Source organism: Blastococcus sp. DSM 46786 (assembly GCF_900109665.1).
Lineage (GTDB): Bacteria > Actinomycetota > Actinomycetes > Mycobacteriales > Geodermatophilaceae > Blastococcus > Blastococcus carthaginiensis.
The window spans coordinates 1-14,307 of sequence record NZ_FOAO01000006.1 but is presented as its reverse complement, the minus strand read 5'-3'; the positions used below and the strand labels follow the sequence as shown (position 1 = coordinate 14,307).

14 protein-coding genes, 3 tRNA genes and 1 pseudogene are annotated in these 14,307 nt (G+C 76.0%); 11 read left to right on the top strand and 7 right to left on the bottom strand.

Translation table 11 applies throughout. The features are described from left to right. The first annotated feature begins 157 nt into the window (after nucleotides 1-157). Together purF and purM are read left to right on the top strand one after the other, a co-directional pair. Nucleotides 158-1,723, top strand: coding sequence for an amidophosphoribosyltransferase (gene purF, locus BMW62_RS06895; RefSeq protein ID WP_244523882.1), 1,566 nt, complete (start codon nucleotides 158-160; stop codon nucleotides 1,721-1,723). Next, complete coding sequence (gene purM, locus BMW62_RS06890) at nucleotides 1,720-2,778, top strand: phosphoribosylformylglycinamidine cyclo-ligase (protein ID WP_091930119.1); 1,059 nt, start codon at nucleotides 1,720-1,722, stop codon at nucleotides 2,776-2,778. Before purF ends, purM begins: the two co-directional genes overlap by 4 nt. A gap of 212 nt (nucleotides 2,779-2,990) precedes the next feature. Here purM and BMW62_RS06885 read toward each other — a convergent pair whose 3' ends face one another. Both BMW62_RS06885 and BMW62_RS06880 read right to left on the bottom strand, forming a co-directional pair. Then, nucleotides 2,991-3,212, bottom strand: coding sequence for a DUF3073 domain-containing protein (locus BMW62_RS06885; RefSeq protein WP_091930118.1), 222 nt, complete (start codon nucleotides 3,210-3,212; stop codon nucleotides 2,991-2,993). A gap of 162 nt (nucleotides 3,213-3,374) precedes the next feature. Further along, nucleotides 3,375-4,439, bottom strand: a complete 1,065-nt coding sequence (locus BMW62_RS06880) for a Glu/Leu/Phe/Val family dehydrogenase (protein ID WP_091930117.1) — start codon at nucleotides 4,437-4,439, stop codon at nucleotides 3,375-3,377. On the opposite strand from BMW62_RS06880, the gene BMW62_RS22510 reads away from it, so the two are divergent. Both BMW62_RS22510 and BMW62_RS06875 read left to right on the top strand, forming a co-directional pair. Continuing rightward, entirely contained in the window at nucleotides 4,416-4,556 is a 141-nt protein-coding gene (locus BMW62_RS22510) for a hypothetical protein (protein ID WP_170852247.1), read from the top strand. The two genes, BMW62_RS06880 and BMW62_RS22510, sit on opposite strands and share 24 nt — an antisense overlap. Before the next feature lie 174 nt (nucleotides 4,557-4,730). Next, nucleotides 4,731-6,110, top strand: coding sequence for a M23 family metallopeptidase (locus BMW62_RS06875; RefSeq protein WP_091930116.1), 1,380 nt, complete (start codon nucleotides 4,731-4,733; stop codon nucleotides 6,108-6,110). 19 nt (nucleotides 6,111-6,129) lie between these two features. Here the strand turns inward: BMW62_RS06875 and BMW62_RS06870 are convergent, their stop codons facing one another. Then, nucleotides 6,130-6,660: a hypothetical protein gene (locus BMW62_RS06870; protein WP_091930115.1), complete on the bottom strand. Its 531-nt coding sequence runs from the start codon at nucleotides 6,658-6,660 to the stop codon at nucleotides 6,130-6,132. A 58-nt stretch (nucleotides 6,661-6,718) separates the two neighbouring features. Here BMW62_RS06870 and BMW62_RS06865 point away from each other — a divergent pair, with 58 nt between their 5' ends. From BMW62_RS06865 to mftG, 3 genes are read left to right on the top strand one after another with little or no spacing between them, the layout of a single operon-like run. Further along, nucleotides 6,719-7,588 (top strand): MBL fold metallo-hydrolase, encoded by an 870-nt coding sequence (locus tag BMW62_RS06865; RefSeq protein WP_091930268.1) that lies wholly within the window; start codon nucleotides 6,719-6,721, stop codon nucleotides 7,586-7,588. Next, the gene (locus BMW62_RS06860; RefSeq protein WP_091930114.1) at nucleotides 7,585-8,898 is read left to right on the top strand and encodes a class I adenylate-forming enzyme family protein; all 1,314 of its coding nucleotides are present in this window, start codon (nucleotides 7,585-7,587) and stop codon (nucleotides 8,896-8,898) included. The genes BMW62_RS06865 and BMW62_RS06860 overlap by 4 nt, the downstream gene beginning before the upstream one ends. After that, a complete protein-coding gene (mftG, locus tag BMW62_RS06855) occupies nucleotides 8,891-10,402 on the top strand; it encodes a mycofactocin dehydrogenase MftG (RefSeq protein WP_091930113.1) in 1,512 nt (503 codons plus the stop codon). The genes BMW62_RS06860 and mftG overlap by 8 nt, the downstream gene beginning before the upstream one ends. 247 nt (nucleotides 10,403-10,649) lie before the next feature. Here the strand turns inward: mftG and BMW62_RS06850 are convergent, their stop codons facing one another. Beyond that, entirely contained in the window at nucleotides 10,650-10,865 is a 216-nt protein-coding gene (locus BMW62_RS06850) for a hypothetical protein (protein WP_091930112.1), read from the bottom strand. A 224-nt stretch (nucleotides 10,866-11,089) separates the two neighbouring features. Between BMW62_RS06850 and BMW62_RS06845 the strand changes: the two genes are divergently transcribed. Both BMW62_RS06845 and BMW62_RS06840 read left to right on the top strand, forming a co-directional pair. Next, nucleotides 11,090-11,770 (top strand): phosphodiesterase, encoded by a 681-nt coding sequence (locus BMW62_RS06845; protein ID WP_091930111.1) that lies wholly within the window; start codon nucleotides 11,090-11,092, stop codon nucleotides 11,768-11,770. A gap of 169 nt (nucleotides 11,771-11,939) precedes the next feature. After that, nucleotides 11,940-12,977 carry a hypothetical protein gene (locus BMW62_RS06840; protein ID WP_244523880.1) on the top strand — a complete coding sequence of 346 codons (1,038 nt, stop codon included), beginning with the start codon at nucleotides 11,940-11,942 and terminating at the stop codon, nucleotides 12,975-12,977. A 46-nt stretch (nucleotides 12,978-13,023) separates the two neighbouring features. Here BMW62_RS06840 and BMW62_RS06835 read toward each other — a convergent pair. From BMW62_RS06835 to BMW62_RS06825, 3 genes are all read right to left on the bottom strand, one after another. Further along, nucleotides 13,024-13,097: transfer RNA gene (locus BMW62_RS06835), tRNA-Phe, on the bottom strand. A 23-nt stretch (nucleotides 13,098-13,120) separates the two neighbouring features. Continuing rightward, nucleotides 13,121-13,194, bottom strand: a tRNA-Asp gene (locus BMW62_RS06830). A 23-nt stretch (nucleotides 13,195-13,217) separates the two neighbouring features. Then, nucleotides 13,218-13,290 (bottom strand) — tRNA-Glu (locus tag BMW62_RS06825). Between the two features lie 84 nt (nucleotides 13,291-13,374). Here BMW62_RS06825 and BMW62_RS06820 point away from each other — a divergent pair. Together BMW62_RS06820 and BMW62_RS22135 are read left to right on the top strand one after the other, a co-directional pair. Next, nucleotides 13,375-14,010 (top strand): AMIN-like domain-containing (lipo)protein, encoded by a 636-nt coding sequence (locus tag BMW62_RS06820; RefSeq protein ID WP_139206212.1) that lies wholly within the window; start codon nucleotides 13,375-13,377, stop codon nucleotides 14,008-14,010. Between the two features lie 120 nt (nucleotides 14,011-14,130). Further along, a pseudogene (locus BMW62_RS22135) lies at nucleotides 14,131-14,307 on the top strand (transposase); the annotation flags it as partial.

Here is a 14,307-nt window from a genome sequence, read left to right as displayed (position 1 = left end):
GGCGGGACCTCCGAGGCGGCGAGGGGGTTGCCGCTCAACGCGGGTGGGGCTGGTGGGGTTCCCGCCGGAGGCGGCCGGCCGGGCGCGGATCCGGTCGGTGACCAGCGAGGACGGTCCGGCGACGCGGCGCGGTGCGCGCGAGCGCCTCGGAGGCGAGGTGACGGACGCCGGTACGCTCGACCTCGTGCCCCGTGGTGATGGACGGCTGACGCACGACCTCGATCCCCAGTTCCCCGGCCCCCAGGACGCCTGCGGCGTCTTCGGTGTCTGGGCGCCGGGTGAGGAGGTCGCGAAGCTGACCTATTTCGGCCTGTACGCCCTGCAGCACCGAGGGCAGGAGGCGGCCGGCATCGCGGTGTCCGACGGCGTCTCGGTCGTCGTCTACAAGGACCTCGGCCTGGTCAGCCAGGTCTTCGACGAGTCGACCCTCGGCAGTCTGCGCGGCCACCTGGCGGTCGGCCACGCCCGGTACTCCACCACCGGGGCCTCCACCTGGGAGAACGCCCAGCCCACGTTCCGCACCACGGAGGCCGGCACCGGCCTGGCGCTGTGCCACAACGGCAACCTGGTGAACACCGCGGAGCTCGCCAGCAGGGCCGCCGACGCGGGGGTCCCGGGTGCCTTCGTGGCCACCAACGACTCCGACCTGGTCACCGCGCTCATCGCCGCCCGCCCCGACCTCTCGGTCGAGGCCGCCGCCATGGAGGTGCTGCCGCAGCTGCGCGGCGCGTTCAGCCTCACCTTCATGGACGAGGACACGCTCTACGCCGCCCGCGACCCGCAGGGCGTGCGGCCGCTGGTGCTCGGCCGCCTGGAGCGCGGCTGGGTCGTGGCCAGCGAGACGGCGGCGCTCGACATCGTCGGGGCCTCGGTCGTCCGCGAGGTCGAGCCCGGTGAGCTGATCGCCATCGACGAGAACGGCCTGCGCAGCCAGCACTTCGCCCCCGCCGACCCCAAGGGCTGCGTCTTCGAGTACGTCTACCTCGCCCGTCCCGACACCACGATCTCCGGCCGCGGGGTGCACGCCGCCCGCGTCGAGATCGGCCGGCGGCTGGCCGCCGAGCACCCGGCCGAGGCCGACCTGGTCATCCCGGTCCCCGAGTCCGGCGTGCCGGCCGCGGTCGGGTACGCCGAGGCATCGGGCATCCCCTACGGGCTGGGCCTGGTCAAGAACTCCTACGTCGGGCGCACCTTCATCCAGCCCAGCCAGACCATCCGGCAGCTGGGCATCCGGCTCAAGCTGAACCCGCTGCGCGACGTCATCCGTGGCAAGCGGCTGGTCGTCGTCGACGACTCGATCGTGCGCGGCAACACCCAGCGGGCGCTGATCCGGATGCTGCGCGAGGCCGGGGCGGTGGAGGTGCACGTGCGGATCGCCTCGCCCCCGGTCAAGTGGCCCTGCTTCTACGGGATCGACTTCGCCAGCCGGGCCGAGCTCATCGCCAACGGCCTGGACATCGACGGCGTCCGTGCCTCGATCAACGCCGACTCGCTGGGCTACGTCTCCGAGCAGGGGCTGATCGCTGCTACCGAGCAGCCGGTCAACCGGCTGTGCACCGCCTGCTTCACCGGCAAGTACCCGATCGACCTCGGCGAGCCCGAGGTGCTCGGCAAGCACGTGCTCGAGGGCATCGGCCAGCGTGCCGTGAGTGGCTGGACCGGGCAGCAGGCCGGCAGCGCGATCGTGCCCGGTGGCGCCGAGGACGCGCTGAGGCGGCCGTGAGCGAGACGTTCACCTACGCCGCCTCCGGTGTCGACATCGACGCCGGTGAGCGTGCCGTCACCCTGATGAAGACCGCGGTCGAGCGCACCCACCGGCCGGAGGTCGTGGGCGGGCTCGGTGGGTTCGCCGGCCTCTTCGCCCTCGACGTGCAGAAGTACCGCCGGCCGCTGCTGGCCTCCTCCACCGACGGCGTCGGGACGAAGATCGCCCTGGCCCGGCAGCTGGACCGGCACGACACTGTCGGCATCGACCTGGTCGCGATGGTCGTCGACGACCTGGTGGCCTGCGGTGCCGAGCCGCTGTTCCTCCAGGACTACGTGGCCTGCGGCACGGTCGTGCCGGAGCGCATCGCGGCCATCGTCACCGGCATCGCCGCCGGCTGCACGCTGGCCGGCGCCGCGCTGGTCGGGGGCGAGACCGCCGAGCACGGCGACCTCATGGACGCCGACGAGTACGACCTCGCCGCCACCGCTGTCGGGGTCGTGGAGGCCGACGCCGTGCTGGGCCCCGAGCGGGTGCGCGCCGGCGACGCGGTGATCGCCATGGCCGCCAGCGGCTTCCACTCCAACGGCTACTCGCTCGTGCGGCGCGTCGTCTCCGCCGCCGGGCTGGACCTCACCGCCACGCCGGCCGGCCTGGATCGGCCGCTGGGCGACGAGCTGCTCGAGCCCACCCGCATCTACGCCCGCGACTGCCTCGCCCTGGTCGAGGAGCTCGGCGTCGGGGCGGTGCACGCCTACGCGCACATCACCGGCGGCGGGCTGGCCGGGAACACCGCGCGGGTCGTCCCCGAGGGCCTGCAGGCGGTCCTCGACCGCTCCACCTGGGCCCTCCCGGCCGCCGTCCGGCTCATGGAGGAGCACGGGGTGCCGCGGGCGGAGAGCGAGCGGGCCTTCAACTGCGGCGTCGGCATGGTGGCGTCGGTGGCGCCGGAGCAGGCGGACGCCGCCGTCGCGCTGCTCACCGCGCGCGGCGTGCCCGCGTGGGTCGTCGGCACCGTGCGCGAGCAGGCCGGCGGCCCGTCGGCCGCCGAGCTCGTCGGCACCTACCGCTGACGACGCCCCGGGCGTTCCCCCGCCCCGGGTCCGTGGTCGCCGCCTGAGCGCTGCGGAGCCGGGGCGGCGACGACGTGCCCGGGATCACGCGGGCTCAGGGCTCGCGCGGGGCCGCCGGACGACCCGGATCCCGGCACGCAACGCCACGACACCGCTGCCCCGGAGGGCTGCGGTGTCGTGGGATCGGACGGATCAGCTGGTCGGGCCGCCGGTTAGCGGCTGGCCGCCCAGTCGTCGTCCGAGTCGTCGTCCGCCCAGCGGTCGGCGTACTCGTCGTCCTCGTCCTCGTCGTCGTTCGCCGCGCTGGGCGCGGTGTACGTCGACGGAGAACCGGCCAGCTCCCGCTGCAGCGCGGAGAGGTCGGTGTTCGGTGAGCTGTACTTGAGCTCACGGGCCACGCGTGTCTGCTTGGCCTTCGCTCGGCCGCGCCCCATCGGCTCGACCCCCTCATTACGGAGTGCGGAGGCCCAGCCAAGCGGCTGATGCGGCCCGCGTGGCGACCCCGACTGAGTGACTATGTCTCGGACAACATTACGACACGGATCGGCGAGGGGCACACGCCCTCCCCCTCCGGAGGTGCGCGAGCCCTCCGCCGCTCAACGCGGGAGCCGGATCGTGGCCAGCCGGCCGACCGAGTCGATCCGCTCCTGGGCCAGCCGGTCGGCGGCGACGGCCGGGGAGACGCCCTCGGCGTCGGCCAGCGCGAACACCCGCAGGGCGACGTCGAAGATCCCCGACGCCTTGGCCCGGGCGCGATCGAACGAGAAGCCGTGCCGCTCGTCCTCCACCTGGATCACGCCGCCGGCGTTCACCAGGTAGTCGGGTGCGTAGAGGATGCCGCGGGCGCGCAGCCGCTCGGCCGCCTCCGGGTCGGCGAGCTGGTTGTTCGCGCCGCCGCAGACGATCCGGCCGGTCAGCGCCGCCACGGTCTCCTCGTCCAGCGCCCCGCCGAGGGCGCAGGGTGCGTAGACGTCGTGCGGCGTCCGCACCAGGGCGGCGGTGTCGGCGGCGGCGCGCACCTGCGGGTGCCGGGTCCGCACCCGCTCCACGGCGCCGGGATCGACGTCGGTGACCACCACGTCGGCGCCGTCCTGGACCAGGTGGTCGACGAGCCACGAGCCGACCTTGCCCACGCCCGCCACGGCGACGGTCCGGTCCGCCAGCGACGGCATCCCCCAGCAGTGCTGGGCGGCCGCCCGCATGCCCTGGAAGACCCCGTAGGCGGTCAGCACGGAGGAGTCGCCGCACCCGCCGTAGGCCTCCGACCGGCCGTGCGCGTACCGCGTCTCGCGGCCCACGAGGTCGAGGTCGGCGTTGGACGTGCCGACGTCGCAGGCGGTGAGGTAGCGCCCGCCCAGCGACTCCACGAACCGCCCGTAGGCCCGCAGCAGCCCTTCGGTCCTGTCCGCGCGAGGATCCCCGATGATCACGGCCTTGCCGCCGCCGAGGTCCAGGCCGGCCAGGCTGTTCTTGTACGACATGGCGGCCGACAGCCGCAGCACGTCGGCCACCGCCGCGTCCTCGTCGGCGTAGGGGTAGAAGCGCGTGCCCCCCAGCGCCGGCCCGAGCGCGGTCGAGTGGATGGCGATGATCGCCCTCAACCCCGACCGGGGATCGCTGCAGAAGACGACCTGCTCATGACCGGATGTCAGCACGTCCACGACGAGAGCCTAGGCCGCCCGAACGGCGCGGAGCGCCCGCTGGGCACGCTCTCCGGCGGCGAGCGGCAGTCGGTGGCGATCGCGCTCGCGCACGAGCTGGAGCGGCCCGGCGGCTAGTGCGGGGTGGTCGGGCAGGCCGCCGGTGTCGACATACCGATCGCGACGAGACGGTCACCGAACGTTCTGCGCGCGGCCCGGCGTGGGCGCCGCGTGTTGCCTTTGTGACTCCAGGTGACAGTGGGACCGTTCGCAGGCCACACCGCCCCACCCTCTTCCCCAGGGAGCGAGCACATGTCCCAGCGCCGTTCGCACGGACCGGCGACTCCGCGGGCCGGCCGCCGCCGTCCCGTCGCGGGCCGCTCACCCCGCCCGCTGCGCACCGCCCTGGTCGGGGTCGTCGCCGGAGCCGCGCTGGTGCTCACGTCTGCGCCCGCCGTCGCCGTGCCGGCGCCCCCGCCGAACCCGACCGACGGTCAGATCGGCTCGGCGCGGAGCCAGCAGGACGCGGCCGCCGCGGAGGTGGGCCGGATCCGCGCCCTCGTCGCCACCGCCGAGGCCGACCTCGAGCGCGTCGGCGTGCTGGCCGAGGCCGCCGGGACGGCCTACGAGGCGGCGGTGGAGGAGCTGCAGCTGGCCCAGGAGGCCGCGGACCGGGCGGCCGCCGAGCTGCGGGCCGCCGACGAGGCGGTCGTGGCGGCGGAGCTGCGGATCGCGGAGTTCTCCCGCGAGAGCTACATGAACGGCGGGAGCCTGACCAGCTCCGCGGCCCTGCTGGACTCCGAGGGGCCCGGCGAGCTGATCCAGCGCGCCGCGATGCTCGACTACGTCGCGGCCAACCAGCTCGATGTCCTGGGCCAGTTCGAGATCGCTCGCGTCCGGCAGGCCAACGCCGAGTCGAGCGCGCGGGCGACGCGCGACGAGCGCGCGGCCGCGGAGGACACCGCCGAGGCCGCCAAGGCGGCGGCCGACGCGCAGCTCGCCACCCAGCAGGCGGCCTACGCCGAGATCGAGGCGCAGAAGGCCGAGTACGAGCAGCAGCTCCAGGCGGCCCAGATCCAGCTGCTGGAGCTGCAGGGCGCGCGCAACGCCTACGACCAGTGGGCCGCGCAGAAGGCTGCTGAGGAGGCCGCCGCGCGGGAGGCGGCCGAGCGCGCCGCCCGGGAGGCCGAGGCCGAGGCGGAAGCGGCCCGGAACCGTGCCGACGCGGGCGGCGACAGCAGCAGCGGGGGTGGCGATGGCGGCGGCGGTGCGGTCGGCGGGTCCGGGTACGTCAAGCCGACGTCGGGCCGGGTGTCCAGCTGCTACGGCTGGCGCTGGGGAGCCCTGCACGGGGGCGTGGACATCGCCGCCCCGATCGGGACTCCCGTGTACGCGGTCACCAGCGGCGTCGTGCGGCGTGCCGGCACCGCCACCGGCTTCGGCTACGCGGTCTACATCGAGGGCGACGACGGCGCGGTCACCGTGTACGGCCACGTCAACCGGTACTTCGTCACCGCCGGTGAGCGCGTGTCGGCGGGGGAGCGGATCGCCGAGGTCGGCAACCGGGGCCAGTCCACCGGCCCGCACCTGCACTTCGAGGTCCACCCGAGCGGGCGGATGCACGGTGGTCACGTCGACCCCGTGCCGTGGCTCAACGCGCGCGGGGTGTTCGTCGGCGGCTGCGGCGGCTGAGCGCGAGCCGCGCCGGCGCTCAGCCGGTCGGCGCGCTCTCCTCGGTGGGCAGGCCCAGCCCGCACTCCTCGACCAGGTACTGCTCCACGTTGTCGGAGGACTGGCTCAGCTCCTGCTGCAGCGGGGCGAGCCGCTCCTGGAGGGTGGCCAGCGCGTTCGGGTCGGTGGGGTCGATGTCCTGCAGGGTGGTCGCGATCTCCTCGACGCCGTCGGCCAGCGCGTTCCAGTCCGCGGCGAGCTCCTCGGGCGCCTCGAGGGCGCGGATCTCCTGCGCCGCGGCCTGGAAGGTCTGCGGCAGGTCGGCGGGGTTCCCGGCCGTGGCGTTGCTGGTGAGGCGTTCCACGATGCCGGTCGCCTCCGTGCAGAACTCGCTGCCGGCGGCGGACGGGGTCTCGGAGGCGGTGGTCTCCTCGGGCGCCGAGGTCTGCGGGGAGGCGGTGGTCGTCTCGGAGGCGGTGGTGTCCTCGGGCTCCGAACCGCTGCAGCCGGTGAGCAGGACGAGGGCGGTCGCGGCGGGCAGGAGCCCGGACCGGAGCAGGGTGCGGCGCATGGGACGAGGCTAGCCGCCGACTGCGCGCCGCGGGGGCCGCGCGGCTAGCGTGCGCGACGTGGCCGTTCCGACCGACCCCCGTGCCTCGTGGGGGCTCCCCGCGCCCGGCGCGCTGCCGCGCACCGCCGAGCTGGAGCCGCTGGTCACCCGGGTGCTCGCGCCCAATCCCTCGCCGATGACCCTCGACGGGACGAACACCTACGTGGTCGGGGCACCGGGCAGCGGGCAGGCGGTGCTGGTCGACCCCGGGCCCGACGACGCCGCCCACCTGGCCGCCGTGGAGGCGGTGCTCGCCGCGCGGGCCGCGCGCTGCGTGGCGGTCCTGGTCACCCACCACCACGGCGACCACGCCGAGGCGGCGCTGCCGTGGGGTGCGCGGCTGGGCGCGCCCGTCGCCGCCGCGTCGGGCGACGTCGCGGGGCCGGACGGGCGGGTGCTGGCCCCGGGGGAGCGGCTCGCCCTGGCCGGCACGGCGATCGACGTCGTCGGCACGCCCGGTCACACGGCCGACCACCTGGCGTTCCGCCTGGAGTCGGGGGCCGTCCTGGTGGGCGACCACGTGCTGGGGCGCGGGACGTCGGTCGTCACGCACCCCGAGGGAGACGTCGTGGCCTACCTGGAGTCGCTGCGCCGGGTGCACGACCTGGGCCCCAGCGCGCTCTACTGCGGCCACGGCCCGGAGCTGACCACCGACCCCGGCGCGGTCCTCCAGTACTACCTGGCCCACCGCGCGCACCGCGAGCAGCAGCTGCTGGACGCCCTCGCCGCCGGCGCGGGCACCGTCGACGAGCTGGTCGCCACCGTCTACGCCGACGTGCCCCGCGAGGTGTGGCCGGCCGCCGCGCAGTCGACCCGGGCCACGCTGGACAAGCTCGCCGCCGACGGCCGGGTGGAGCTCACCGGCGACGGCGGGGTGCGGCCGGCGTGACCGGCGTCCCCGTCGTGACGGCGGCCGGCAGCGAGCACGACCAGCGCCGCGCCGCCGCCGCGCTGGCCGCGGCCGGGGTGCGGGAGGGGGACCGCCTGCTGGTCTCGGCGGCGGCCTCGCCCGCGCTGCTGGCCGTCGTCCTCGGTGCCCTGCGCACCGGCATCGTCCCGGTCGTCCTCGACCCGGCGCTCCCGGCCGCGGAGCGGGCAGCGCTGGCGGCGGACGCCGATCCGGCGCTGGACGTCGGCGCCGAACCCGAGCGGCTGCTGGGCGAGGCCGAGGCGCCGCTCGCCCCGGTGCCGCTGGCGCGCCCCATGCACTACACCTCCGGCACGACCGGCCGCCGCAAGGGGGTGTGGTCCGGCGTCCTGGCGGGGGACGACGCCCGCGCCCTGGCCGGCGAGGAGATCGACCTGTGGGAGTTCGGGTCGGGGGACCGGCACGTCGTCCTCTCCCCGCTGCACCACAGCGCCCCGCTGCGGTTCGCCGTCCACACGCTGCTCGCCGGTGGCGAGGTGGTCCTGCCCGGGCCCTTCGACGCCGCCCGCGCGGCGCGGGTGCTCTCCACCCTGCGGCCGACGACGGCGTTCTGCGTGCCCACCCACCTGCAGCGGCTGCTCGCGCGCGACGACGTCGACTGGTCCTCCTTCCGCCGGCTGGTGCACGCCGGGGCGCCCTGCCCCGAGCCGCTCAAGCGCGCCGTCCTCGCGGCGCTGCCCGCCGGCAGCGTGTGGGAGTTCTACGGCTCCACCGAGGCGCAGTTCACCGTCTGCTCCCCCGAGGGCTGGCTGGCCCACCCGGGCAGCGTCGGCCGGGCCCGCCCTGGGCGGCGGCTGGAGACCGACGGGCGCGGGCAGCTGTGGTGCGCGGTGCCCCGGTGGGCCCGGTTCGAGTACTGGCGGGCCCCGGAGAAGACGACGGCGGCGTGGCGCGGAGACCGGGTGACCGTCGGCGACCTGGGCCGGGTCGACGCCGACGGCACCGTCTGGCTGGACGGCCGGCGGGAGGACCTCGTCATCTCCGGCGGCGTGAACGTCTACCCGGCCGAGGTCGAGGCGGTCCTCGACGCCCACCCCGGGGTGGTCGAGAGCGCGGTGTTCGGCGTCCCCGACCCCGACTGGGGACAGCGGGTGGTCGCCGCCTACGTGGGCGGCGCCGGGGCCGGTGAGCTCGCGGACTGGGCCAGGGAGCGGCTGGCGCCCGCCAAGCGCCCCAAGTCGCTGCACCCGCTGACCGAGCTGCCCCGCACGTCGACCGGCAAGGTGCGCCGGCTGGACCTGCCGGGGGTGCTCGGTCTCGCCGGTGGCTGAGCACTGGGACGTCGTCGTGGTCGGCGCGGGCACGGCGGGCTGCCCGCTGGCCGCCCGGCTGGCCGACGCCGGCCGGCGGGTGCTGCTGCTGGAGGCCGGCGCGCACCACCCCGATCCCGCGGCCGCCCCGGCCGAGCTGCGCGACGCCGCCACGCTGCGCGCCGCCGTGAGCGGCCACCCGGCCAACTGGGACCTCCCCGGGCTCCTCCCCGGCGGGCGGGAGGTGCGGGTGCCCCGTGGCCGGGTGAGCGGTGGCTCCAGCGCCGTCAACGCCGGGTACTTCGTGCGCCCGACGCCGGCCGACGCGGCCGGGTGGGCCGCCGCCGGCAACGACCTGTGGGCCTGGGAGCGGCTGCTCCCGGCGCTGTGCCGGCTGGAGAGCGACCGGGAGTACGGCGACCGTCCCGGACACGGGGCCGACGGGCCGGTGCCGGTCACGCGCCCCACCGGCGGACCGCCGCTCGCATGTGCGTTCGCCGCGGCCGCCGAGGAGCTGGGGCTGCCCGCCGAGCCCGACAAGAACGCCGGCGCGCCCCCCGGCTACGGCCCGCTGCCACGCAACGTGGTCGACGGCGTGCGGATCAGCACGGCCGCGGCGTACCTGGCCCCGCGGCGCGGGCACCCCGGCCTCACCGTCCGCGGCGGCGTCCGGGTGCTGCGGGTGCTGGTGGAGCGGGGCCGCGCGGTGGGGGTGCGGACGACGGCCGGTGACGTCCGCGCCGACGAGGTGGTGCTCGCGGCCGGGGCCGTGGGGTCGGCGCACCTGCTGCTGCTGTCCGGCATCGGCCCGCCCGACCGGCTGCGCACCGCCGGTGTCGACGTGCTCGTGGCCGCGCCCGGCGTGGGCGAGGAGTGCTCGGACCACCCGCTGGTCTACCTGCCCTTCCGACCCCGGGCCGGCACCACCGCCCCGCCCGGCGGGTCACCGCTCGACGGCGTCCTGCACGCGAGCTCGGCGGGAGCGGAGGTCCCCGGAGACCTCGAGGTGCTGCCCTGGCTGGCGCCGTTCGCCCAGGTGATGACCGGTCACGCCGCCCCGGAGGGCGAGGTGGTCGAGGTCGGGGTCGGGCTGCAGCGGACGGCCGGCCGGGGGCGGTTGGTGCTCGCCGCGGCGGACCCCGCCGCAGCGCCTGTCGTCGAGTACGGCCACCTGGTGGAGGAGGCCGACCGGCGCCGCATGCGGGAGGGCGTACGGCTGGCGGCGGAGCTGCTGCGCACCCGCGCGCTGGCGGGGCTGGGCGAGCCCGGCGCGGTCCCGGCCGAGGACGCGGCGCTGGACGCCTGGATCCGCGACCGGCTGACCACCGCCGTGCACCTGTCGGGGACCGCGCGCATGGGTCCGGAGAGCGATCCGGGGGCCGTGGTCGACCAGGAGCTCCGGGTGCGGGGCGTCGAGGGGCTCCGGGTGGCCGACACGTCGGTGCTGCCGCGGGTGACCAGCCGCGGTCCGGCCGCCACCGCGGTACTCATCGGCGAGCGGGCCGCCGAGCTCATGGTCGGCTGAGCCCAGCAGCAAGGGGATGGGGGTGGGAGACGACAGAGCCCCTCGGAACCTCTGCGCCACCCCCCGGTGAGGCCCGTGAACGTCACGTCGGGCCGCTCCACCGGACGTCCAGCCGCGTCACGGCGCGGCTGGACCTCCGGTGGCACGGCTCAACCCGCGTGCTGGCGGGGTGCTGCGGGCCCGGGGGCGCACGCACGCGGGTCCCGGCGGCGCGAGGACGCAGCCGCCGGGACCCGGGCTCGTGGCGTCAGCGGACGGCGGGCATCTCGCTGGTGGAAACGGTCGGGGCCGACCAGGCGTCAGGGTGCGGCCGGCCGGCGTCGGCCACCCAGGCCGGGGTGCGCGGGCCGCTCTGCGTGCCGCGGCTGGTGGTCGCGGGACGGGCGCTCAGGCTCACGATCACGGCCAGCAGCACGAGCAGACCGACCAGCACACCGCCGATGACCAGGAGCGTCGAGAGCATGTACTCAACGTAGGCGTCTGAACGTGCGCTGTCATCAGGCAGATGTCTCCGAAGATCGACGGCGAGTTCCGCAGAGTTCACCTGCGGTCGCCCCGTTCCGCCCCGCCGACCTCGGCACCTCTCGCCGGGAAAGCGGGAGGGGCACGTCGCCGCCGTCGGCAGGGCGCATGGCCGACGCACGTGGGCGGGTAGGGCAGCCGCCGTCGATCGAGCGGGGAGGCGCGGTGCCGGATCTGGCGGCAGCTGCCGGGCAGTTGGTGGCGGGGCCGTTCGGCGCCGTGGCACGCTGGCGGCACGGTCGGCCGCTGCACCCGCGGGGGGCGGTGCTGGACGCAGTCCTGGAGCGGCACGGGGCGAGCCCACCGCTCGGGGATCCGTGGCTCGACGGCAGCGGCACCACCGAGGCCCTGGTCCGGTTCTCGCGCGGCGCCGGGCTCCCGGCCCCGCTGCCCGACGTCCTCGGTCTGGCGATCCGGCTGCCCGATGCGGACGGCGCCCCGGTGGACCTGCTGCTCTCCACGTGCGGCCGCGGTCCGCTGACCCGGCGGGTGCCGGTGCTCCGGACGGACGCGGCGGCCACCTACGGCTCGATCATGGCCTACCGGTCGGCCGCCGGGACGGTGCGGCTGGCCGCCTTCCCGGGCGTCCTCTCGTTGCCGTCCGACCCGGAGCCGGTGGCGGCGGCCGCGGCGGACGGCGCGGTCGTCTTCACGCTGGCGGTCGCGCCCGGGGCGCAGGAGTGGCGCCCCTTCGGCACGCTGCGGGCCACCGGGACGCACGGTCCGCTGGACACCCGGCTGCGCTTCGACGCGGTCCGCAACCCGCCCCCGGGGCTGGTGGCCGACGGTCCGCTCGCGCGTTTCCGGGAGCCGGCCTACGCGACCGCACGCCGGATCGGCTCGTGACGCGCCGGTCACGTCGACTCACCCGATGGAGTTGGTCACGGGTTGTTCCGGAGATCGGTGGGGTAGGCATGACCGGCGCAGCCGCAAGGACGTCGGTGGGCGCTGAGGACGTCGAGCGGCACCGTGGTGCTGTCGTGAGGCTCGACCGCACGAGGAGAAGCGCCGCCGCGTGACGCACGCAGAACCCCCGCTCCCGGGGCTGCCCCCTGTGCCGGGGACGGGCATCCGGGTGGTGTCCATCCCGCACGCCGCCCCCTACGTCGACGCCGTGCTGCCCCCCGGAGTGGTCCGGGTCGGCGGGCCCGCCGAACCGAGCCCGTGGCTGGACCGGGCCCACCTGACCACCCACGCCGCCGAGGTCGACGCCGTGCACCTGCACGCCGGGCACGGTCGCCTGGAGGTCGCGGAGCTCGAGGCGTGGGCCGAGGAGCTGCAGCGGCTGGGCATCCCCCTGGTCGTCACCGTCCACCAGCTGCAGGACCCCGGGCACCCCTCGCCCGCACGTCACGACACCCACCTCGCCGCGGTGCTGGCCACGGCGGAGGTGGTCCTCACCCTGACCCCGGGAGCCGCCGACGAGATCGCCGAGCGCTACGGGCGCACGGCGATCGTGGTGGCCCACCCGTCCCTCACCGTCCCGGACCCGGAGCTCGGTGCCGAGCGCGGGCTGGTCGGCGTGCGGCTCGGCCCGGCGTCCAGCGCGGTGCCCGACCCGGTGGGGATCGTCCGCGCGGCGCTCTCCGGCGCGCTGTCCGGCGGCGGCCGGCTGCGCATCCTGGTCGACGCGGCGGTCGCCCCGGCGCTGGACCCCGAGGTCGTCGCCCTCGCCGACCGCGGTGAGCTGGAGCTCGTCCGGTACGGGGACGATGAGTGGACCGCCCAGCTGCAGCAGCTGCACGTGGCGGTGCTGCCCGAGCGCTGCGGCACCCACTCCCCGGACGTGGAGGTCTGCCGCGACGTCGGCACCCGGGTCGTGGCGCCCAGCTGCGGGTGGTTCGCCGACCAGTGGTCGGAGGTGGTGCCCTACACGAACGACGAGCGCACGGGCCTGGACCCGGTGTCCCTGGCCGCCGCGATCGGTGCCGCCCTGACCCGCCCGATGCCGCGGCCGGCCGACCGCGGCTGGCGAGAGGAGCAGCGCACCGCCGTCCGCGAGGTGCACGGTGAGGTCTACGCGCAGGTGGTGGCCGACCGCAGCTGGGCCTGAACGACGACGGGCCCGGCAGCTGCCGGGCCCGTGCGGGGTGGAGGTGTGGGCAGGGGCGGGGTCGAACCGCCGACCTCTCGCTTTTCAGGCGAGCGCTCGTACCGACTGAGCTACCTGCCCCTCCCGGTGATCTCACCGGAAAGCGACCCTGACGGGACTCGAACCCGCGACCTCCGCCGTGACAGGGCGGCGCGCTAACCAACTGCGCTACAGGGCCTTGCTGGTGGTGCTGGTGCTGCGTGCCCCCAACGGGGTTCGAACCCGTGCTACCGCCTTGAAAGGGCGGCGTCCTGGACCGCTAGACGATGGGGGCTCGTGTTCGCCGGGGGCAGCGAGAACAATACATGCTCCTCGCGCCTCCTCTGCGCGGGGGGTTCCGGGTGCGACGCTGTGTCGTGTGCGCGCCCGTCCCCAGGTAGTCCTCCCCGCCGTCGTCGCCTCGCTCGTGGCCCTTTCCGGGTGCGCCGGCAACGGGGACGTGGGGGAGGCGTCGTCCTCCGCCGGTCCCACCACGAGCAGCGCCCCGGCGAGCGCGCCGTCGCCGGACGCCGGGGTCGAACCGGGCGCCACCTCCGACGCGCCGCCCTCAGCCGACCTCGACGCCGGGCGGGAGACCGCCGATCCGTCCGCCGACGCGCGCGTCACCGTCCGGGACGTCCGGGTGGGAGCGCACGACGGCTACGACCGGGTGGTCTTCGAGCTCGGCGGTACCGGCACGCCCGGCTGGGACATCCGGTACGTCGACCAGGCGACGGAGCCGGGCCGCGGGCAGAAGATCCAGTTGGCCGGCGACGCCGTGCTGCAGGTCCAGATCACCGGTGCCGGCTACCCCTACGACACCGGGGTCGAGGAGTTCACCGCGGCGGGGCCGGTGGCCGGCTCCGGCACGGAGACGGTCACCGAGGTGGCGTTCGCGGCGACGTTCGAGGGCGTCACGACGTCGTTCGTCGGGACGGGCACCCGGGCGCCGTTCCGGGTGCACCTGCTCGAGGCCCCGACGCGGGTCGTCGTGGAGGTCGCGCACCCGGGCTGAGCTTGCCGTTTAACCTCCGTGGCCGGCGGAGTCACATCAGTGTGATTCGAGGGCTGGCATGAAGGCGGCCACCGCGTGATCCTTCGGAGTAGCGAGCTTCGAAGATCGGCGGTGGCCGCGATGGACAGTCTTCCCCTGTCCGACGGGATTGACCAGAGCTTCGTGGGGCCGGCGGGGCTGGACCGGCTGCGAGAGTTCCGCGGTCAGCTGTATGGATGCCTGGGTCGGCGGGCCGATGAGCTGTTCGAGCTGGCCGACGCGCTGCTGTGCGCTGAGGGTCCGGTGCGGTCGCTGGTC